The organism is Carboxydothermus islandicus (assembly GCF_001950325.1).
GTDB classification, from domain to species: domain Bacteria; phylum Bacillota; class Z-2901; order Carboxydothermales; family Carboxydothermaceae; genus Carboxydothermus; species Carboxydothermus islandicus.
On record NZ_BDJL01000038.1, the window covers coordinates 96,157 to 115,446 of the forward strand.

At 38.4% G+C, this 19,290-nt stretch carries 19 protein-coding genes, 1 tRNA gene, 1 pseudogene and 1 riboswitch; of the genes and pseudogenes, 1 reads left to right on the top strand and 20 read right to left on the bottom strand.

The annotated features are described in order from the left end of the window. Positions 1–47: 47 nt before the first annotated feature. From ciss_RS06980 to ciss_RS07045, 12 genes and pseudogenes are all read right to left on the bottom strand, one after another. Complete coding sequence (locus ciss_RS06980) at positions 48–428, bottom strand: hypothetical protein (protein ID WP_075865566.1); 381 nt, start codon at positions 426–428, stop codon at positions 48–50. 195 nt (positions 429–623) lie between these two features. Further along, positions 624–1,409, bottom strand: coding sequence for an SH3 domain-containing protein (locus ciss_RS06985; protein ID WP_075865567.1), 786 nt, complete (start codon positions 1,407–1,409; stop codon positions 624–626). A gap of 61 nt (positions 1,410–1,470) precedes the next feature. Beyond that, the gene (locus tag ciss_RS06990) at positions 1,471–1,719 is read right to left on the bottom strand and encodes a hypothetical protein (RefSeq protein ID WP_075865568.1); all 249 of its coding nucleotides are present in this window, start codon (positions 1,717–1,719) and stop codon (positions 1,471–1,473) included. Between the two features lie 8 nt (positions 1,720–1,727). After that, entirely contained in the window at positions 1,728–2,156 is a 429-nt protein-coding gene (locus tag ciss_RS06995; RefSeq protein ID WP_166504000.1) for a PH domain-containing protein, read from the bottom strand. A 157-nt stretch (positions 2,157–2,313) separates the two neighbouring features. Continuing rightward, positions 2,314–3,177, bottom strand: a complete 864-nt coding sequence (locus tag ciss_RS07000) for a bifunctional 5,10-methylenetetrahydrofolate dehydrogenase/5,10-methenyltetrahydrofolate cyclohydrolase (RefSeq protein ID WP_075865569.1) — start codon at positions 3,175–3,177, stop codon at positions 2,314–2,316. A gap of 44 nt (positions 3,178–3,221) precedes the next feature. Continuing rightward, complete coding sequence (locus tag ciss_RS07005) at positions 3,222–3,854, bottom strand: cyclodeaminase/cyclohydrolase family protein (protein WP_075865570.1); 633 nt, start codon at positions 3,852–3,854, stop codon at positions 3,222–3,224. Between the two features lie 625 nt (positions 3,855–4,479). Then, positions 4,480–5,028 carry a hypothetical protein gene (locus ciss_RS07015; protein ID WP_075865572.1) on the bottom strand — a complete coding sequence of 183 codons (549 nt, stop codon included), beginning with the start codon at positions 5,026–5,028 and terminating at the stop codon, positions 4,480–4,482. A 95-nt stretch (positions 5,029–5,123) separates the two neighbouring features. Beyond that, a pseudogene (locus tag ciss_RS13845) lies at positions 5,124–5,384 on the bottom strand (GerMN domain-containing protein); the annotation flags it as partial. 282 nt (positions 5,385–5,666) lie between these two features. Next, positions 5,667–6,704 (bottom strand): WD40/YVTN/BNR-like repeat-containing protein, encoded by a 1,038-nt coding sequence (locus ciss_RS07030; protein WP_075865574.1) that lies wholly within the window; start codon positions 6,702–6,704, stop codon positions 5,667–5,669. A 69-nt stretch (positions 6,705–6,773) separates the two neighbouring features. Further along, positions 6,774–7,877, bottom strand: coding sequence for a hypothetical protein (locus ciss_RS07035; RefSeq protein ID WP_075865575.1), 1,104 nt, complete (start codon positions 7,875–7,877; stop codon positions 6,774–6,776). 245 nt (positions 7,878–8,122) lie between these two features. Continuing rightward, on the bottom strand, positions 8,123–9,241 hold the full coding sequence (locus tag ciss_RS07040) for a hypothetical protein (RefSeq protein WP_235837267.1): 1,119 nt from the start codon (positions 9,239–9,241) through the stop codon (positions 8,123–8,125). Positions 9,242–9,243: 2 nt separating this feature from the next. Next, complete coding sequence (locus ciss_RS07045; protein ID WP_075865576.1) at positions 9,244–9,645, bottom strand: hypothetical protein; 402 nt, start codon at positions 9,643–9,645, stop codon at positions 9,244–9,246. 209 nt (positions 9,646–9,854) lie between these two features. Between ciss_RS07045 and mntA the strand changes: the two genes are divergently transcribed. Further along, positions 9,855–10,268 carry a type VII toxin-antitoxin system MntA family adenylyltransferase antitoxin gene (gene mntA / locus ciss_RS07050; protein ID WP_075865577.1) on the top strand — a complete coding sequence of 138 codons (414 nt, stop codon included), beginning with the start codon at positions 9,855–9,857 and terminating at the stop codon, positions 10,266–10,268. 60 nt (positions 10,269–10,328) lie between these two features. Here the strand turns inward: mntA and ciss_RS07055 are convergent, their stop codons facing one another. From ciss_RS07055 to thrB, 8 genes are all read right to left on the bottom strand, one after another. Further along, the gene (locus ciss_RS07055; RefSeq protein WP_075865578.1) at positions 10,329–10,670 is read right to left on the bottom strand and encodes a hypothetical protein; all 342 of its coding nucleotides are present in this window, start codon (positions 10,668–10,670) and stop codon (positions 10,329–10,331) included. A gap of 426 nt (positions 10,671–11,096) precedes the next feature. Then, a complete protein-coding gene (locus tag ciss_RS07065) occupies positions 11,097–12,182 on the bottom strand; it encodes an inorganic phosphate transporter (RefSeq protein ID WP_075865580.1) in 1,086 nt (361 codons plus the stop codon). A gap of 455 nt (positions 12,183–12,637) precedes the next feature. Further along, a tRNA-Pro gene (locus ciss_RS07075) sits at positions 12,638–12,714 on the bottom strand. 70 nt (positions 12,715–12,784) lie between these two features. After that, on the bottom strand, positions 12,785–14,392 hold the full coding sequence (bshC, locus tag ciss_RS07080; protein WP_075865582.1) for a bacillithiol biosynthesis cysteine-adding enzyme BshC: 1,608 nt from the start codon (positions 14,390–14,392) through the stop codon (positions 12,785–12,787). A 42-nt stretch (positions 14,393–14,434) separates the two neighbouring features. Further along, complete coding sequence (gene metX, locus ciss_RS07085; RefSeq protein ID WP_075865583.1) at positions 14,435–15,574, bottom strand: homoserine O-acetyltransferase MetX; 1,140 nt, start codon at positions 15,572–15,574, stop codon at positions 14,435–14,437. A gap of 8 nt (positions 15,575–15,582) precedes the next feature. Beyond that, a complete protein-coding gene (locus ciss_RS07090; protein WP_075865584.1) occupies positions 15,583–16,848 on the bottom strand; it encodes an O-acetylhomoserine aminocarboxypropyltransferase/cysteine synthase family protein in 1,266 nt (421 codons plus the stop codon). A gap of 157 nt (positions 16,849–17,005) precedes the next feature. Continuing rightward, a riboswitch (SAM riboswitch) is annotated at positions 17,006–17,109 on the bottom strand. Between the two features lie 56 nt (positions 17,110–17,165). Continuing rightward, positions 17,166–18,380, bottom strand: a complete 1,215-nt coding sequence (locus tag ciss_RS07095) for an aspartate kinase (protein ID WP_075865585.1) — start codon at positions 18,378–18,380, stop codon at positions 17,166–17,168. After that, the gene (gene thrB, locus ciss_RS07100) at positions 18,374–19,288 is read right to left on the bottom strand and encodes a homoserine kinase (RefSeq protein WP_075865586.1); all 915 of its coding nucleotides are present in this window, start codon (positions 19,286–19,288) and stop codon (positions 18,374–18,376) included. Before thrB ends, ciss_RS07095 begins: the two co-directional genes overlap by 7 nt. Positions 19,289–19,290 lie beyond the last annotated feature (2 nt).

Sequence of the window (19,290 nt, forward strand, 5' to 3'; positions counted from 1 at the left end):
AAAGCCTATCCAAATACGGATAGGCTTTAAATGATTATGGATCCCATTTATAATTCGCCCAAAGTAGCAACTATTTCATAAAATCCTTGCTCTCCGCAATAGGTAAAAGCACCGGAAATTAAGGAAAACATCTCTAAAAAAGTATGAAACTCTACTCCCAAATTCCCGGAAAGATGTGCTGCAACATAAACAACAATAATGTAAGCTAAAAATACCCAGAATCCACTCCAGCCAAGGTAGAGGGGTAATAAAAACATGGGAATCAACAAAAAAACCCACAGGGATAGCTCATCCCCCAAACGCGATGGTAACAGGATAAAAGCGGCAATGGTAAAAATAACGTTTATTAAAAAAACAATCTTTGCGCTCAGGGGAAAACCCAGCCGGTCTTTGGGATTTGTTATTAATTTGCCGCTTTTTTTCTCCATATAATTACCTCTTTTTCTCTTTTTAAATATTTTACAATTTTTTCAGAAAAGTTTCAATATTGCGAAATGTTATTGTTATCACATGTTTCCTACTTATATTAGTAATTAACAATTATCTAATATTACTTTACGAAAATTTTTTACCCAAATTTATTAAAAAAACCTATCCTAAAAGGGATAGGTTTATGTTCAAAACTAATCGGCATAATTTAAGCCACTTAGATACTCCCGGGCGGATTTCCCGGTAAGTTGGACGGTATCATAGCCATCAAGGTAAAGCCAGCCGGTTTTACCTTTTTCATCTTCTAACAGGCACCAGTGCTCATCATCGGTTATAAGAATAGTAGCTTTCTCTCCCGCCGCAAACTTAATTAGGTCTTTCCTTTCTCGGTCTTTATAAAGATAAATATCCTGAATTACTGTAACATCTGCTCCCATGTAGTACCATTTCTGTTCTGTCCGTTTTAAGAAACCGTCTCTTAATTCATAGGTCACCGGATAAAACCAGGTATGGAGTAGCTTTCCACGAACCATGGCTTTAATCCCCCCGGGTACTACCTGGTATTCCGGCCCACCATAAACAACCCCAAAAGGTAAAATTTTAGTACCTTCCATTCGTAAGATTAGGGCTTTATAATCGTTACCCGGTCCGTCTTCCGGGATTAAAAGCTCTTTAACCTTATCATCCGGATTTAAATCAATAAGATAAACATTCCCTCGCAGATTGTCCCCTTCACCGTTATATATTGTATTTCCAGCTTTTATGGTAAAAGTATCAAAAGAGCCTTCATTTTTATACATTTTAACTGCAACTCTTTCCTTTTGCCCGTCACCGTTTAAGTCGGTATAAAAATATTCTCCTGTGTTGGCGGTAATTTCTCTTTCCCGAAGCTTGGAACAGTCATAAAGTAAATAACCGAGATAGAGGGAAATAATTAACAAAAATAATACTCCAAAGGCATAAACTCTTTTTAGATCCATCTTACACTCTCCCTTTTAATTTGCTAAATAACGGCTAACTGCCGCGCTGAATTCCTCCCAGCTAAATTCCCCATAAATCACTGGCTTCAAAATTTTTCTCTTCTGCCCGCTCTAGTAATTCAACCAAACCAATCATATCCCCGGACAGCATTTTGGCATAGCCTGTTGCTAAATTTTCACTTACAGATTGATACTTGTTATTTTGTAAAGCCAATGTATAAACAATTACTGCAAAGGTTAAAATAATCAGTAAAGTAGTAATCATCAAGAAGGTTTTTAATTTTTCAAAACTATCCATTCTACTTAGCATAGAACACCTCACTTTGCAACAATAATTTTAGAATTTATTTTTCTGAGCTCATCAATAAACTTGTCCTCATCCACCGGTGAAATAATTACTTCATCATAATTTTTCCCAAAAACAATAGCCAGACGGTCTAAAGAAAGCGCTACAGAAGATACCGGACTGCGCGTTTTATAAATTTTAGTAATTTCTTTAATTGGAATTTTCGCTTTAAGAGGGCCAGATTTTATTACCAGAAAGTCTTCTTCTATTTTATAACCGGTACTGAACCAAACCCAACCCCAGAATATTAAAATTATTGAAAATATTAATATCGTAACCCAATCCAATTCAGAAATTGCAACTATAAGCCCAATAGTTAATCCACCCCATATTAATCCCCCAAAAATCACGCTTTTTTTAGATGGAAAATACATAACCCACCACCTTTGGTCATCTATCAAAAACAACTCCTCCCCCCAAATTCTTACATTTATACTCATGATAAATTTATAATATTTTCTTATTTTTTACAACATTTTGCAAAAACTTTCCTGGTAAAATTTTAAAGCCCCTGGTCTTAACTTTAAACCAGGGGCCAAATAAACAACATTTTTAGTTTTAAGCCAAGCCATTTAAAATTTCGCAGGCTTTAACGGTGTGCTTGCACAGTACCGCCGTCGTTACCGAGCCTACCCCACCGGGAACCGGAGTAATCTTATCGACAATCGGCTCTACTTTTTCAAAATCAACGTCGCCACAGTACTTACCAGGGTTGTCCGGATCCTCGTTAATCCCTACGTCAATTACCACCATTCCGGGTTTGACATAATCTTCTTTTACCATCTTGGCCCGGCCTACCGCCGCCACCAAAATATCCGCTTCCCGGCATACTTCCGGTAGATTCTTGGTGCGGGAATGGCAGATGGTAACGGTAGCATTCTCCCGCAGAAGAAGAATGGCCGCCGGTTTGCCCACTACCAAAGAACGACCAAGGACAACCGCTCTCTTACCCTCCAAAGGTATGTTGTAATATTTAAGTATTTCCATGACCGCCGTAGGCGTACAGGGCGGAAAGCCGGTAGGGTCATCGGCAAAAACTTTACCGGCACTACCTAAAGTAAGGGAATCCACGTCCTTTTCCACGGGAATCAGGGAGCGGATTTTCCGCTCGTTTAAATGTTTGGGCAGCGGGCTAAACATGAGAATACCGTGAATATCCTTCCTTGCTCCAATTTCGGTAATAGCTTTTTCAAAGGATTCCTGGTCAATGTCCTGAGGATATTCAAACACCTCGTATTCCATACCGATGGATTCACAGGTTTTCTTGGCTCCGCCCTCATAGTAGAGGTCATCGGACCGGGCTCCTACCCGGACAATACCAAGCTTTGGCACAATCCCCTTAGCCTTTAAATCGGCTACCCTTCCTTTTAACTCCTCTTTAATTGCATCGGCCACCGGTTTACCAGTAAGTCTTTCTGCCATTTTTTCTCCCCCTTTGCTACTAATTACCTCAAATTAATAATGAATTATTTTTTAATTTGATTTATCACTAACTCCAGAGTCTCATCGGCAATTTTGCTGCCTTCATTTAGTAAATGCTCCATTTCCGCTTTAGTTTTTTCCACAAATTCCTGGTCCTTGATGGTGTTCAGGTTAATTAAAACATTGAGCATACCGCTAATAAGGGCCGATTTAAGGAAAACCACCCCGCAGCCTACATCGGAAATAGCCAGTTTGGAGCCAATCTGACCCATGCGCTGGTGGATTTTAATCCCCTCAAAAGCCTTACGCATAATTTCCATAGGCACCGAGCAAGCATCCTTGGAACACTTCTCCAGGGTTTCTTCTTTGATTTTTTTCTGCTCTTCCGTTTCCGCCGGAAGACCATAGGCTTTGGACAGAGGCTCAAATACTTCAGCATCTTTGTCAACCAGGCTCTTTAGCTCTTCAATAATTTGGCTTCCCCGGGCGATGAGTTCCTTTACTTCATCCTCAACATCGGCGTACTTCTTTTTGCCCACCGTTAAGTTCCCTACCATGTTGGAAAGAGCCATACCAATAGCTCCACCGAGAGCAGCCGCTCCACCGCCACCGGGCACAGGAGCTTTAGAAGCTAAAGCTTCTAAAAATTCGTTACAGGTTTTGTCAAGCATCGACATGAATTAATACCCCCCTTTAACTTTTTGTTTCCCTGTTTTTAAGATGCACTTAGCCACCAAAAGATAAACCTTTTAACTATATACCGCTTCCTTCCCCCCTTACCCATTGGCTTAATTTTCTTAAAATGTATTTCTTTTGAATATTTATAATCTTCCCAAAATATAATTTTAACCGTTCCCCTTTATTTACCCAGATTAACATCAGTAACAGTGTTTTATTTCGGCAGGTTTTCTTTTTTTCCTGCCCAACTGGTCATAAAAAACCTTAATGTTTGCCAATAGTTTTATCGTTAAAACAAAAAACCACCCGGTTTACCGGATGGGCTTAAATCTCTCCCAGGAGGCAGTAAACATTTTTTCGTTTAAAAACCATGTTCTTTTTTGTAAAAAATATAATAAATCAAACCAAATGGAGGAAAACAAAATGCTGCAAAAAATTCCCAAAATAGAAAGGTCAAAAAACTCCAGTTATGTTTACGACAATCTATAAATACAAATATTCCTATGATGGCTATCAGTCCAATAACCATGATACTGAATAGACCTTTAATAAGATCATAGCTCATACAATCAAAACGTCCCTTTTTCCAAACTGAAGGTGGGACTCCCTCAAACGTAAACCACCTTATTTTTTCATGATTTTCACCATTTTTTGGATAGCCGCTAAATACATTTCTTTATCTTGAGGATTACTGTATCTATTATCATTGATTGTTCTTTCAAGCTGGTATAGTTCCTTTAGCTCTTCTTGTAATTGTTTTAATTTTTGAAAATTTCTTTCTTCAACGATTTTTTCAAGGTTGCTAATATAAAGTTCCATTACATCTAATAGATTAAAAATTGGCTGCTGTAATTCCGGAGTTATTATTTTATCTAAGTACTCTTTATTAACCGAAACTATTTTCCCAAAACTTCCGGGCCTTCCCAGTAAAAAAGCATCAATTCTTCCCTTTAAGTAATCTATATCCCTTTCATTTTTAACTTCCGAAGCTTTCTTGATAATCTGCCCAAATTCAAAAAGTCTTACCGAATAATCGTGATTAAATGTCCCATAAACATATCCATAATATTTTGAAGAAAGGTCAAGTAATTTAGATTCAGTTGGAACTTTATTTGTAGTACAACTTATTAAGAAAAATGGCAGTAAAAAAGCCAGAAAAAAGACTTTTTTCATTTAATTTCACCCTTTCTAAAAAAATTTGTAACTTCAACTCATAATTGGAGCTAAAGGTGGCCAATTAGCGTTAAAATATTTCCTGTTACCCTCATTTATTTCATTAAATCTACTCCAACCAATTGATGGCCATTTACTAAAAATTTCACTTCTTTAATATCTTTAATTAATTTCTTATTGCTCTGAAATGTCTCAATTATTTGTCCAGATCGAATTAAAAAATCATACCTTTTCTGTTCGGCAAAATTTTCGTTAAAATTTATAAATAACACTTTTTCTTTCTTATAAATATTAAGTACACTAGTACCCGGTATAAAGTAATTAAAATATCCTTTTTCTTTTTCTTCTTTATTAGGGCCATTTAATAAATATTATTAATTCATTGGCAATAGCGGTAGTTTCTCTTGATTTTAAGTTTACTTTCCGGTACACTTTTTCAAGTCTTTCACCATATTTAGGTGTATATCGTGGAAAAAATAATGCAACTTTTACACTTTCATCAGATTGGTTTTTATATATAAAGATGCTTATTATAAATAATGTTATTAAAATTGATAGCAGGATATAGCTTTTCTTTAATTTCATAATATCACCGCAATTCCAAGTATTTGTAAACCACAAAAAAACAATATCTATTTTTATTTCAAAGTTATTTTAAATAAATTTTTATAACTAAAAATATAAAGATTATTGGGATTTTCGCTGTCGAAAATAATTTCTTCCAAAATTCGCTCACTGTTTTCTAACGATGCTATAATCTTGGCTTTATTCTCATAAATTTGATATAAACTAATTTCATAATGTGATTTGTTTATTTCCTTTAAAGTTAACACAAAAATTTTTTTAGTATCATCTCTTCCATTAATTGCCAAAATCTCTTCTTCTTGATGTATTGCAGGAAGTTTTACTTCTTCAATTTTTCCTTCTCTCAAGCGATATAAACCTCTACCATCGATAAAATAAAGATTTTTTAAATCTACTGGATCAAAAGCAATGCCCCGGGGCTCACCATATAAAAAAACATTTTGCCAATGTTTCCCTCCATCTAAGCTTTCCCAAAGCCCATTACGTGCGGTAATATAAATTTGTTTTTCGTTTAGGGAATTAATAAATAATTGGGTAGCATAAAAAATTTCCTGCACAGAAAATTTGAAATTCCAATGTTCTCCACCGTCTCGGCTAATAAAAACTTTAACCCCTTTAGGCTCTTTATTTTGAATAAGATAACAAGTATCAGGGCTTTTGGGGTCAAAAATTATTTTTTCAACTCTGCCTTGAAAAATTTTATGCCATTTTCCCCCATCCTTACTTTTATAAACTCCTTTTTCTCCGGTATAAGAAATAAAATAAATCTCCTTGTTATTTTTTGGGTTAATAAAAAACTGACCAAATTGATTTGAAAATTGTACCACCACGTTATAATTCTTTAAATCCTTACTTTCGTAAAGGGATATGAACTTTTTCGGGTAATCCTGCCCTTGCTGGGCAAAAACCGTAGTTCCACCTATCCAGAAAGGACGAAAAAACCCTTCAGGCAAAGGATATTGAGTTATCTTTACCTGAAAATTATCAATACGGAATAAGTTTTTCTTGTTTCGCTCCACATTCGGCCAACAACCACTTAAAATAGTGGTAATTATAAAAAAAACCATCGTTTTCTTTAAGATTGACCCCATTTATATTTACCCCTTTACGGCATTCGCACCGGTTCTTACTGCTGCCGGTGCTGTTAACTTTAATTCATTCTACTTTTCAATATATAAAATAGAATCTCCATAACTTATTCCGAATTTCCCCTTATGTCCTTTGTCTAAGACAAAAGCTTTTGAATCTATTGAGGTCGTTTGCAAAAGCTTTGCCAAGCTATTTGTCTTAATATTATAAATGAAGGCATTATGACTTATTGAATCAATAAGGAGAATTCTGTCCCCTTGGATTTTATATGAAAAAAGATTTTTTACATATTTCGAAAAATCAATTTTATAAAATTTCCCGTTCTTTTTATTAAGCATAAATAGCTCCTGATTAAAATATTTCCCTCGAAATATCACAAATTGTTGATTCCCCTCTACGCTAAAGGGTTCGAATTCCTCTGGTATTTTTATCGATAATGTATCTTTTTTATTACCTAAGCCCTCACTATGGAGATAAACATTACCGGCAGCATCTTTTTGAAGATAGGTTAAGTAATCTTCATTAATAATTGCCCGCAAATATGTATGTGGTATATAAATGTTGTTCCTCTCTTTCGTTGTATTATCATTGAAGTTATAAATCTTTAGTATTAATTCAGAAGTGTTTCTCTTATCTGGTTCAAACCATGTTAACAAATTATTATTAGCTTCAATAAGTAATGGAGCAAAATTTATTTCGTAAATTTTTTCAAACTGTTTTTTGGTCAGGTCATACTTTATTATTCTGGTATAATTACCCTCTTCTTCCCAAAATAAATAGTTTCCTGAAACCGAAAGTTCCGCAAGACCATGTAGCCCTTCCTTAGTTTCATACAAAACATTACATTGATGATTTTTTAAATTACAGCTAATAACCTGTGTTTTTTTTACTTCACCAAAATTTCCATAGAAATCTACGGATACATAAACATTGTCACCATCAAAACAGTAATCTCCCATCGATGTATTGTTAGGCAGGTTAAGATCACTTAACGTTATCTTATTAAAATGATCAAGAACTGTACCTTTAGATAATCTTGGAGTTACCAAAATGAGATCATTCAGATTAAATTCGTATTTTCCATCTATATTTTTTGTTTTGTGATTAGATAGCAATATAAAAAAAAAGAACGATATTATTATACTGGTAAAAACAATTATAAGTTTTTTCGTCATTTCTTTAATTCTCCTTTTTTATGTTATTTAGCAAATTATCTTCTCTAAAATTTCCAAAAATTTTTCAAAATAAAGCTGCATGCTGAGGTGGTTAGGTTAGCAGCTCAGGATGCTGGTTTCTAATCGTGCCCGGTCGCACTTATGCGGCCGGTTTTCTTTTTGGCATTATTGTTTATACAGAATAGAAAAATCTATCCGAACCAAAATTAATTTTTTGTATAAATCCATGCTACTTATCAGACGGCTTAACCCTTTGATTTTATTTTTTCTAAATCAATAATATATATGGTTGTAGTTAGATCTATCTCATTAAATGTTGCCACAAGCTTACCATTACATTCAATAATTGAATCAACTCTTATTTCGAGCGGTATCCATTCCAATTTATCCATAGAATATAATTCTAATAAATTTTGACTGTTCATTACCAGTATATATTTTTTTCCTAAACTAAACCCGTTTATGTAACCAGACGAAATACTTGTGTACAAATTATTTTTAATATCATATTCTTCAAATTTATGAGAAGTCCAATCCCTAATATTATTAAAATTTAGGGAATAAATTTTATTCCCGGCAAATTTCGCATATCCCGGGTATAAATATTTCGACTCATAGGTTTTTATCTTGTATGTTTTTAAATCATAAAACTTATAATATCCTTTACCATCGTACGAGTCCGTCCAAAGTATTTTGTTGTCATTAATGTAAATAAAATTGTTATATAAACCAAGTTGTCTAATTTTACTAACAACCTTTGTTTTGTGGTTATTTAAATTATATAACACTACTTTTCCGTTAAAATACTTGCCATCGTAGCGGGTGGGTTCAACCCAGGCAATAAAATCCTCATACAAAAAAGGTGAAATTGGGGTAAGTCCCTTAAAGGCCAATTTTGCAATTAATTTTATTTTTCCTGTTTTTAAATTCTTGACATAAATTCGGTGAAGCAACCCGTCTGCAGTTGAATCGGTCCAGATAAGCCATCTGTCATTGATCATAAGATTTTGTACCGAAGGATCATCAAACTCCGAAGTAAATATTTTTTCCGTTTGCTTCGTTTGTAAATTATATTTAATGATATTTTTTGTAAATTCTGTATTATCACTTACACACATATACAAATCATTACCCACTAAAACTACATCTCCGATTCTTCCAAAAGGAGGTTTTAGTGTTATAATCGCATCAGCATAAGGATTTTTGTTTTCTTTTATGGTTTCGTTGTCTACTATATTAGATTCTCCTGTTGCCTTATTAGACGGAGGATTTTGATGCACAAATTCCTTTTGAGAGCATCCGCTCCCTACAAAGATAAATATAATAAATAGAAAAACTACTATTATTAGAAATCTTTTTTTCAAATTTATCCACCCCAAAATTTATAACATCGCTTGACGTGCAATTGATTGAGCCCAAGCTTTTGAGCTGTTAAAACCACAATAGCTTGTATAATTATGTCAATCACAATACAGTAGGTTAGTGCATAAGTTGATTGTGCAATATCGAAATTTGCTACCTGAAAGGTCTTTTCATCTCCTTTATACTTAGCCAATACATATTTTGTCGCCAACTCTTTTAAGTTTTTTTCTAAGTCACTTAGTTCTGGACTTTCCGATTTATCAGCTTTATATACTTTGTTTTTAACCGTTCTATTATCGGTAACCGGTTTTTTTGTGGTATTTTTGGTTTCAGTACAACCGGTAATAAGGCTTAGTAAAATTAATGCTACAAAAAAATAATATGCTCTTTTTTCAATAACCCACATTTTTATTCCACTCCCCCAATAAACTTCCCCTGAATCCTTCGTTCTACCTGCTCTGGAGATGAAATGTAAGAAATGCTTACTTTAATGGACTCAAACCCAAAATTATTTGGAATATTTTTGAAAATTTTTGTTTAATACCATTAAAATTCTGGTATAATAAAAAGAAAATCCGGTGGTTTATTCTTTCACTTTAATTACAGGTGATTTAGATGAAAAGGAATTTGAATGATATTAAAGGGCAAATTGAAGAATTAAAAAAATACTGTGAACAAAATAAAAACATTTTAGCACTTTATATTTTTGGATCTTATGGCACCGAGCTTGAACGTATCAACAGCGATATTGATTTTGCAATGTTATTCAAAAATAGCCCTTCACTTTTTGAAGAACTCGAGATTGAATCTGACATCAGCCAGATTTTCGGACGGGATAATATTGATCTTGTCAACTTAAACAAAGCCCCATTAGATATTTGTCATCAAGTATTATATACAGGAGACCTTTTATATTGTACTGATGAAATAGCCCTTGCAGACTTTAAGGAGAAAGTTTTTAATGCTTTCGGAGATTATGGAATTACATTAAAAAAATTTTATGATGATTATATGAAAGGACTTTATTAATAAAAATGGAAGTAAAAAAGCCAGGAAAAAAGCTTTTTGCATTTAATTTCTCCGATATAACTAATATAACCCCAATAAATTATAAATTTTCTGCACAGACAAGAATAGCCAATAATCATCAATCAATAGACTTGATATAACCCATAACACTAAACCCAAAAAGGAAGCTATGACGCTTTTTTTGAAGCTTGTAATTAAACCTAAAGAATGACCAAACGTTAATGAAAGTAAAATCCATACAATGCTTAAAAATAACAACCGAGAAAATCCCGTTAAATAGCTAAAGTTATAAAAAGCAAAAATTGCCAACCAATACCAGCGATACTTCACACGAATTCCCAGCATTATTCCAATTATCCCTACAATAATACTGATGTAAAATAAAAAAATTTCTAACTTCACTGTATATCACCTTCCCTTATGGACCTTTTAGACCGCTGGCTAGGTGACCAAACCCCCACCTTACACCTGTGGAACCACTACCTTCAATTACATTATCAGGAATGTATTCCCTTTTATTACTATACTCACATTTTTTATTTTTCATCAAGATAATTTTTAAAAAATTTTTGTCAATTAAGAAAATTTTCTTCATCTGCACTAAAGGCTACTACTGCCTTCGCCGTTCGGGATTTTTACCCGTGAGGCAGCACCCATGCCGGGCGCACATTATGCCAATGGCCAGGCAGTGAAAAAACTGCCTGGCCAAAGCTGAGCGCAAGTAGTTTGCAGATGCAAGGTCTAAAAAGGTCTAAAATTGAAGTTATATGTTGGGGTGTGAATAGCAGTTAAGCTAAGTTAAACTGTAACCGAAAGTAGCAGGGAGTCTTACCCTCTGAATATAAGAAAAAGAATTGCAGCAAAAATCCCGGCAACTGGAAGCGTTACCACCCAAGAAAGTACCATATCTCTAACCACACGCCAGGAAACTTCCCCTGATCCCTTCTTGAGTCCGAATCCGATAATTGCGGATGAAATAACATGGGTCGTTGATACAGGAAGACCCAGTTTAGACGCTGTACTGACAAGTAAAGCAGTAGTTAAATTAGCCCCTAATGCTTCACGGTCGTCCATTTTTGTAATTTTTTCAGCAAGCAGATGTGTCACTGGTAGACCTTTAACATAACTGCCCAGTGCCATTGCAATTGCAGTAATGAAAAATAAAGGCGTAATCGTCGACGCATCAAGCCCAGTTGTTACCGTGATAAAGAAACCGAGGGCCACAATTTTAGGCGTATCATTTACTGCTCTTGCAAACGTAGCAAACATACTCGATAAGAAATGTACTGAACGCAGATAACGACCTTCAGGCAGTTTCATAATGATATTCCATAAAGTATAAGCAATAGTGATCGAAATAACAGGACTGGCTAGTAACGGAATGACTACCTTGCTGTACAACGCTCCCCACTTGATGTGCTCAACCCCAAGAGAGAGAACTCCTGCTCCTATGATAGCACCAGTAATCGCGTGAGTAGTTGAAACAGGCATCGAAATTCGCGTAGCAATAGCTACCCATAGAATTGCTCCTATTAAGGTAGCCAGGGCAATAGATGAGGGAAAATTGGTTTCATCTAAAAGACCTGATGAAAACAATTTAACCATTTGCCGACTTGCCCACGCTGATGTCAATCCCCCGATTAAAGTTGCAATAGTGCCACTCATGATAGCTGTACGGTAATTTGTAACCCCGCCACTGATAAGGGTAGAAACACTTTTGGAAATATCGTTACCCCCGTTCTCAAAGGCAAGCCATGCCATTAATGCTACACCAATTGAAGCAAGCCATCCACCATGTAAAATAAAATGAAATGCAAGAGCAACTAAAATCATCATAACACCTGTAATTAACCAACTAAAAGGTATTGCAGAATGCTTTTGACTTGTTGTAATAATAGGGTCTGCACTACTCATGTTAAATACTCCTTCCAGAAAAGATTTTGTAGATCATACCCCATGGGGGTATAACAGTATTTATATTATCTACTCATGAAATAAGTGTCAATACACTATTCTTTCCTGATTTTACAGAGGTAAAACGGATTTCATAGTTTTACCATGAGAAATATAAAGTTGGCTATATCAACGTGGGGAATCTTTATTATGTAATTTATAAATCTGATTGCATGACCTTATATGAGGTTCGTGTTCCTCGGGCCGGAGGTTGCCGCTGGTCACCAATAGCTTTCACCTCGCTTTGTATAATCTAACGGCTACTACTACCTCTGCCGTTCGGGACTTTTGCCCGTGAGGCTGCACCCGTGCCGGAAACACGACAAAAAACCCACCCGGTTTACCGGATGGGCTTAAATCTTTCCCAGGATGCAGTAAACAAAAAAGCTCCCACTTGCGGGAGCTTTTACTTTCAATGGTCGGGCTGGCGGGATTTGAACCCACGGCCCCTACCACCCCAAGGTAGTGCGCTACCAAGCTGCGCCACAGCCCGACATTCACTGGAGACATCTTATATTTTAAAGAGAAAACAGCTACATGTCAAGTGCACAGAACCTTTTATCTTATTCCAGGTATAGTAAATAATGCTTTCCGGCATTAAAGGGAATTTCCAAGAGTTTTTCTAATAAAGCAAATCCGTATTTGGCAAGGTAGTAAAAAATATTATACACCCGCTCCTGCCAATCATTTTCGGGCAGGAAGTTTGTTTTTAGATACCGCAATTTTTCAATGTATTTACTGTTCTTTTCTCGATGGTATTTTTGCGCCCGCTCCTCCAGGTACTTCACCTGGGCCATAACCCTTCCTAAGTTTTCTCCGGTAAGCTTTTGAAAATCCGCCCCTAAGGGAGCAAGTTTTTCCTGCATGGTCCGGTAAGCCGAATTGATACTTTCTTTTAAGGTATTAAAGGTATCGTCAATTCCAAGGTTGTCGAGCTGCGCTAATACCCGGTGGAATACCCCTTCGTAATCTTGATAAATTTCCTGCGGTAAAAGGGCAAATTCTTTTAAAGCTTTCTCCACCCGCGGTTCAATTAAAGTTGCTGTAAACCGGGGGATAATTACCGGCATTTTGGTACCCATTATTTCATACACTTCTTTTAACATGCCGTAGTAACCGACTTCTCCGGGACCGGCCACATATGCCAGTACCGGAAAAACTAACGACTGGATTGAAGTCCTGACTACCAGGTTCGGACTTAACTTTTCCGGGTTTGTTTCCATAAACTCCAAAAACTCTTCCCGGGTAAAGCTTACTTCTCCGTCCCGGCTTACCACCTTTTCCCCGACCATTTCCAAAGCAATTCTTTCGTCGTTTTTAAAGATAAACATATTGCAGTGGTTGGGACAGGGGTCAAGCTGCGGCTCAATTCCAAAATTTTGCTGTTCGGTATATGCTTTAAATAAAGCCTTTTCAATAGCATCTCTCTTTAAAAAAGCATTTTTAAGATAGTCTATGGTAACCCTTTTAAATTCCGGGTTTAGGCCATCGTAAACTAAAAGACCGTATTTACCAAAAAGTTTTAACATTAAGCGGGCAAAAGCCTGGCCTAAATTGGCTGAATGATAAGCTTTTTTAATTTCCGTAAAAACTTCTTCTTTGTAATCAAAATTGGGTAAAAGGCTCTCGAACTTCTCGATAGCTTCAACAGTTTCAGGTTTTGCTGGCCTCAGTCCAGCCGGGATTTTTCGTAAGTCGCCAAACTCAATTTTTATTTCCTGTGGCCCCTCCTTTCCGGGGAAGTAGAGAAAATTTACCTCCTCCACATCGTGGTCTTCACTGCCAATCCAAAAGAGGGGCACAACTTCGTGATTTAGCAATTCGCTTAGTCGTTTTGCTTCAATAATTGCATGAACTGCTTTATAGATGGTATACAAGGGTCCCGTTAAAAAGCCCGGCTGCTGCCCGGTTAAGACGATAAATGCTCCCTTTTTGATTTTGTCGAGATTTTCCACAACCTTTTGGTCAAGTGCAAAATTTTTCAGGTAAGAGCTTAATAAATTATAGAGAGCTTCCGGATTACTCTTATCTTTTAAATAATCTGCCCTATCATAAAAGCTTCGGGTATTCCAGGGGTTGTAATGGTAAAACCTGAATACTTTGTCGTACCCGGTTAAATAATACCTGACCAGATTTTTGTCGTAACCTAAATTTATTTCCTCGTACCGCATTGCCTGCTCCTCTGTTTTTCTTTTATCTTACCACAGTCTTCTTTAAAAGTTAATTGTCGCCCTCCGGCCAGCCACATACTCCAAAAAGTTACTTAAGATTGGCGCCATTTTGGAAAACTCAATTAAAAAAGCATCGTGGCCGTGAGGAGAGGAAAGTTCCCAGTAATAAGCCTCTTTTTTGGCTTCCCTCAATGCTTCTACAATTTCCTTTTGCTGATAGGTTGGGTAAAGAAAATCGGTGTCAATACCAATTGCTAACAGGGGCGTTTTCAGCTCCTTTAAAATTTCCCGGTAGCGTCCCCGCCCCCGGCTTATGTCATGCAAATCCATAGCCTTTAAGAGATACAAATAAGTATTGGCATCAAACCGCTTTACTAATTTATCTCCTTGATAGTAAAGGTAATTTTCAATTTCAAAGCGGGAAGTATGGCTGAAAAGCTCCTGGTCCGTTTCATAAGTATGGGTTCGCCCAAAACGGTACTGCCAGGAAATATCGCTTTTGTAGGTTATGATCCCAATCATCCTGGCCAAAGCTAAACCTTTTTTTGGGCCCTCAAACCCGTAATAATCACCACCCCGCCACTCGGGATCGGTCATGATGGCTTCCCGGCCTACCGCATTAAAAGCTATACCAAAAGGGGAGAGGCGGGCACTGGTAGCAATGGCCACAACGCTTTTTAACATCTCAGGATACATATAAGCCCACTCTAAAGCCTGCATGCCCCCCATGGAGCCGCCCACCGCTGCCAGGATTTTCGTAATCCCCAGGTGGCGCACCAGCATGTACTGAAGATTAACCATGTCTCTAATGGTGATAATGGGAAAGCTCATGCCCCAGGGCTTCCCGGTAGCGGGATTGATTGAAGAAGGCCCGGTAGTCCCGTAACATCCCCCCAAAACGTTGGAGCAAACGATAAAGTATTTACTGGTGTCAAAAGGCCTTCCCTGTCCCACCATGGGGTCCCACCAGCCGGCCACTTTGTCTTCAGGCCGGTGTTTTCCCGCTACATGGGCATCTCCAGTTAGGGCATGTAAAATCAAAATCGCGTTATCTCCCCGCTCGTTCAGTTCGCCGTAAGTCTCATACGCTACCGTTACCGGAGAAATTTTTTCGCCGCATTCTAAAGTTATTTCCGGAAAAGTAACCTTCTTGGTTTCCACAATACCAACCGAGCCGTTCATTTTTCCTCCTACACCTGTGCTAAAGCATTATCTAAATCCTGGATTAAATCATCAACGTCTTCAATGCCAATGGACAAACGAATTAAATCTTCTGTTACTCCGGCCTTCAAAAGTTCTTCACTGTTTAACTGGCTGTGGGTGGTAGAAGCGGGATGGATGATTAATGATTTGGCATCCCCCACATTGGCAAGATGGGAGAAAATTTTTACCCCTTCTATTACTTTTTTCCCGGCTTCGCGTCCACCTTTTACCCCAAAAGTAAGCATTGCCCCAAATCCGTTTTTAAAGTATTTCTGGGCCCGGTTATAGTGAGGGTGGTCGCTAAGGCCCGGGTAATTGACAAAGGTAACTTTCGGGTGCCCTTTTAAGTACTCAGCAATTTTAAGAGCATTATCCGAATGCTTTTTCATTCTGAGCTCCAAAGTTTCTACTCCAAGTAGTATTAAAAACGCATTAAAAGGAGAAAGAGATGCGCCAATATCCCGTAAAAACTGAGTGCGGGCCCTGGCAATGTACGCCGCTGCCCCAAACTTTTCGGTATAAATCATGCCGTGATAGGCGGGATCAGGAGTGGTAAACTGGGTAAAACTCCCGGCTGCCCAGTCAAAATTTCCTCCATCGACAATGATGCCGCCTATCGCCACCCCGTGGCCCCCGATAAATTTGGTAAGAGAGTGGATAACAATATTGGCTCCATATTCAATGGGTCGGAAGAGGTAAGGAGTTGCAAAAGTATTGTCCACCACCAGCGGTATTTTATAGCTCTGGGCAAGCTTGGATAAAGCTTCAAAGTCGGGAATGGTAAGTCCGGGATTGCCGATGGTTTCCACATAAAGGGCCCGGGTTTTGGGAGTGATTAATTTTTCAAATGATTCCACTTCAACATTTTCTGTAAACTTGACATTTATGCCAAAGAATTTAAAAGTATTGGCTAACAGGGTATAAGTTCCGCCATAAAGATTGGAAGAAGCAACAATTTCATCCCCGGCAGAAGCAAGATTCAAAAGGGCAAAGGTGATTGCCGCCTGACCGGAAGCAACCGCTAAAGCTCCAATACCCCCTTCGAGAGCCGCAATGCGGTTTTCCAAAACTTCGGTGGTTGGGTTGTCAATGCGGGTATAAATGTAACCGCCACCTTCCAAATTAAATAATGCTGCAGCATGCTCGGTACTTTCAAAGACATATGAGGTGGTTTGATAAATGGGAACCGCCCGAGCTCTGGTTTCCCTGTCCGGTTTTTGTCCGGCATGCAGCGCTTTTGTAGCAAATTTCATTGCAATCTCTCCTTTCTTTCCGCCTAATTTAGGGACGTCCGCCTAATTTAGGGACGGTTCTGATATTTGCGTCTATACGCCTAAAAAAAGAACCGTCCCTGATTTTGGTGTTTAAATAAAAAAACCTCTTCCGACAAGAAGAGGCTTTGGTTTCCTCCTCTTATCTCTCAGGATTATCCTCCTGCAGGATTTGGCACCTTTGCCTGAAAGGCCGGTTGCCGGGCTTCATAGGGCCAGTCCCTCCGCCGCTCTCGATAAGAGTGTTTCGCTATTCGCTATTTACTTGAAATTAATTCTATAAAGGATAAAACTATTTGTCAATTACTTAGCTCAAATTTTTTATGAATGGCATTTACCGCTCTTTCCACCGCATCTTCAGCGATAATGCAGGAAACCTTTATTTCGGAAGTACTGATCATCTGAATATTGATATTTTCTTCATAAAGGGCTTCAAACATCTTGGCTGCTACCCCGGGATAGGTAACCATTCCAGCGCCAACAATCGACACCTTGGCCACCTTTTCATCATAAGTATACCCTCTGGCGGAAAGCTTTTTGACTACATCTTCCAAAATTTCTACAGTTTTTGCCAGGTCATTTTTTCCAATGGTAAAAGATATATCGTTTTGTCCTTCTTCTTTTCCGGCGCTCTGGATAATCATGTCAACGTTAATGTTATGGGCGGCCAATTCGGAAAACAAGCGATACGCCACCCCGGGCTGATCGGGAACGCCAAAAACCCCGATTTTAACCACATTTTTATCATGGGCAACTCCCGTTACAACACCCTTTTTCTCCAAATCTTTTTCCTCCTTTAAAACCGTACCTTCGTTATAATTAAAGCTTGACCTTACGTGAACTTCCACTTTATAATTCCGGGCAAAGTCGACCGAACGGGGCTGCAAAACCACCGCCCCCAAACTTGCCAGTTCTAACATTTCCTCGTAGGATATCTCTTTAATTTTCCGGGCATCGGGCACAATCCGGGGATCTGCCGTATAAACCCCGTCCACGTCGGTATAAATTTCGCAAATATCAGCCTTCAGGGCCGCTGCCAAAGCCACCGCCGTGGTGTCGCTTCCTCCCCGGCCGAGGGTGGTAATATCGCCCTCTTGATTTACTCCCTGAAAGCCGGCCACCACAGCTACCTTACCGGAATTTAAACAAGCGATAACTCTTTCCGGGTTAATTTCGGTAATTCGCGCCTTGGTGTGTACTTCATCGGTATAAATACCGGCCTGCAACCCGGTGAAAGACTGGGCTGGTATCCCTATTTCGTGTAAAGCCATAGCCAAAAGAGCAATGGAAACCTGTTCCCCCGTAGATAAAAGCATATCAACTTCCCGGGCCGGAGGGTTTGGACTTATTTCTCCCATAAGATCTAAAAGTTCGTCGGTGGTATCTCCCATGGCAGACACCACCACCGCCACCCGGTGTCCTGCCCGATAATACTCGGCAACCCTTCGTGCCACATTTTTTATTCTCTCGGGATTAGCTACGGAACTGCCGCCGTATTTCTGAACTACTAACAATCTCCTTCCCCCTTGTAATTTATTAAGTCAATAGCTCCCCGATTTTCCGGACGGGTATAGATAATTTCAGTTTCCACATTAAATTTTAAAAACGCTTCTTTTATTACTCTGCCTACCGCCTCACCCTCTTTAGCTAAAGCAATTACCGTAGGCCCGCTTCCGCTTAAAGCTACTCCGTAAGCTCCGGCATTCTTAGCTTCCTCTACTACCTGATAAAAGCCGGGTATCAGTTGACTGCGGTAGGGTTGATGCAAATAATCTTCCATGCCTATTTGTAAATATTCATACTTTTTTAAGCAAAAAGCAGCAATTAAAAAGGAAACCCGATTAACATTTAGAACCGCCCGGGAAAAGGGAATTTCCGCCGGCAGTATCTGCCGGGAATCGGCGGTTTTTAACTGAAACCTGGGTATAGCAACCACTACCTCTACCTCGGGAACGGGAAGCTTAAGATATTTTACTTTATCCCGGTCGAAACCGGAAATCACCACCCCGCCAAGAAGAGCCGGTGCTACGTTATCGGGATGGCCTTCTAACTCCGTAGCCAGCCGTAAAAGTTCATCGCTCGGCAGCGGATTCCCCAGGTAAGCATTCGCTGCTACCAAACCACCAACAATAGCAGCGGCACTGCTGCCAAGTCCCCGGGCTAACGGTACTCGATTTTTCAGGGTTAATTTTAAATTTCGGGGCGTTTTTCCTAACTTCTCAAATACTTTAGTTATAGCAACGTAAACAAGATTATTTTTATCCCTGGAAATTAATTCAGCCCCATCACCAAAAACTTCTATTTCCAGTTCCTTTGGCGATGGCCCGAGACTTACTTCATTGTAAAAGGAAAGAGCCATCCCCACCGCATCAAAGCCGGGACCTAAATTTGCCGAAGTTGCTGGAATAAGTACGCAAACCATAA

Coding starts and splice junctions, on each gene's coding strand:
- metX (WP_075865583.1), bottom strand. CDS start 15,574: ATGAACGGCTCGGTTGGTATTGTGGAAACCAAGAAGGTTACTTTTCCG.
- ciss_RS07030 (WP_075865574.1), bottom strand. CDS start 6,704: ATGGGGTCAATCTTAAAGAAAACGATGGTTTTTTTTATAATTACCACT.
- ciss_RS06980 (WP_075865566.1), bottom strand. CDS start 428: ATGGAGAAAAAAAGCGGCAAATTAATAACAAATCCCAAAGACCGGCTG.
- ciss_RS07005 (WP_075865570.1), bottom strand. CDS start 3,854: ATGTCGATGCTTGACAAAACCTGTAACGAATTTTTAGAAGCTTTAGCT.
- ciss_RS06990 (WP_075865568.1), bottom strand. CDS start 1,719: ATGCTAAGTAGAATGGATAGTTTTGAAAAATTAAAAACCTTCTTGATG.
- ciss_RS07065 (WP_075865580.1), bottom strand. CDS start 12,182: ATGAGTAGTGCAGACCCTATTATTACAACAAGTCAAAAGCATTCTGCA.
- thrB (WP_075865586.1), bottom strand. CDS start 19,288: ATGGTTTGCGTACTTATTCCAGCAACTTCGGCAAATTTAGGTCCCGGC.
- ciss_RS07090 (WP_075865584.1), bottom strand. CDS start 16,848: ATGAAATTTGCTACAAAAGCGCTGCATGCCGGACAAAAACCGGACAGG.
- mntA (WP_075865577.1), top strand. CDS start 9,855: ATGAAAAGGAATTTGAATGATATTAAAGGGCAAATTGAAGAATTAAAA.
- ciss_RS07015 (WP_075865572.1), bottom strand. CDS start 5,028: ATGAAAAAAGTCTTTTTTCTGGCTTTTTTACTGCCATTTTTCTTAATA.
- ciss_RS07045 (WP_075865576.1), bottom strand. CDS start 9,645: ATGTGGGTTATTGAAAAAAGAGCATATTATTTTTTTGTAGCATTAATT.
- ciss_RS07000 (WP_075865569.1), bottom strand. CDS start 3,177: ATGGCAGAAAGACTTACTGGTAAACCGGTGGCCGATGCAATTAAAGAG.
- ciss_RS07035 (WP_075865575.1), bottom strand. CDS start 7,877: ATGACGAAAAAACTTATAATTGTTTTTACCAGTATAATAATATCGTTC.
- bshC (WP_075865582.1), bottom strand. CDS start 14,392: ATGCGGTACGAGGAAATAAATTTAGGTTACGACAAAAATCTGGTCAGG.
- ciss_RS06985 (WP_075865567.1), bottom strand. CDS start 1,409: ATGGATCTAAAAAGAGTTTATGCCTTTGGAGTATTATTTTTGTTAATT.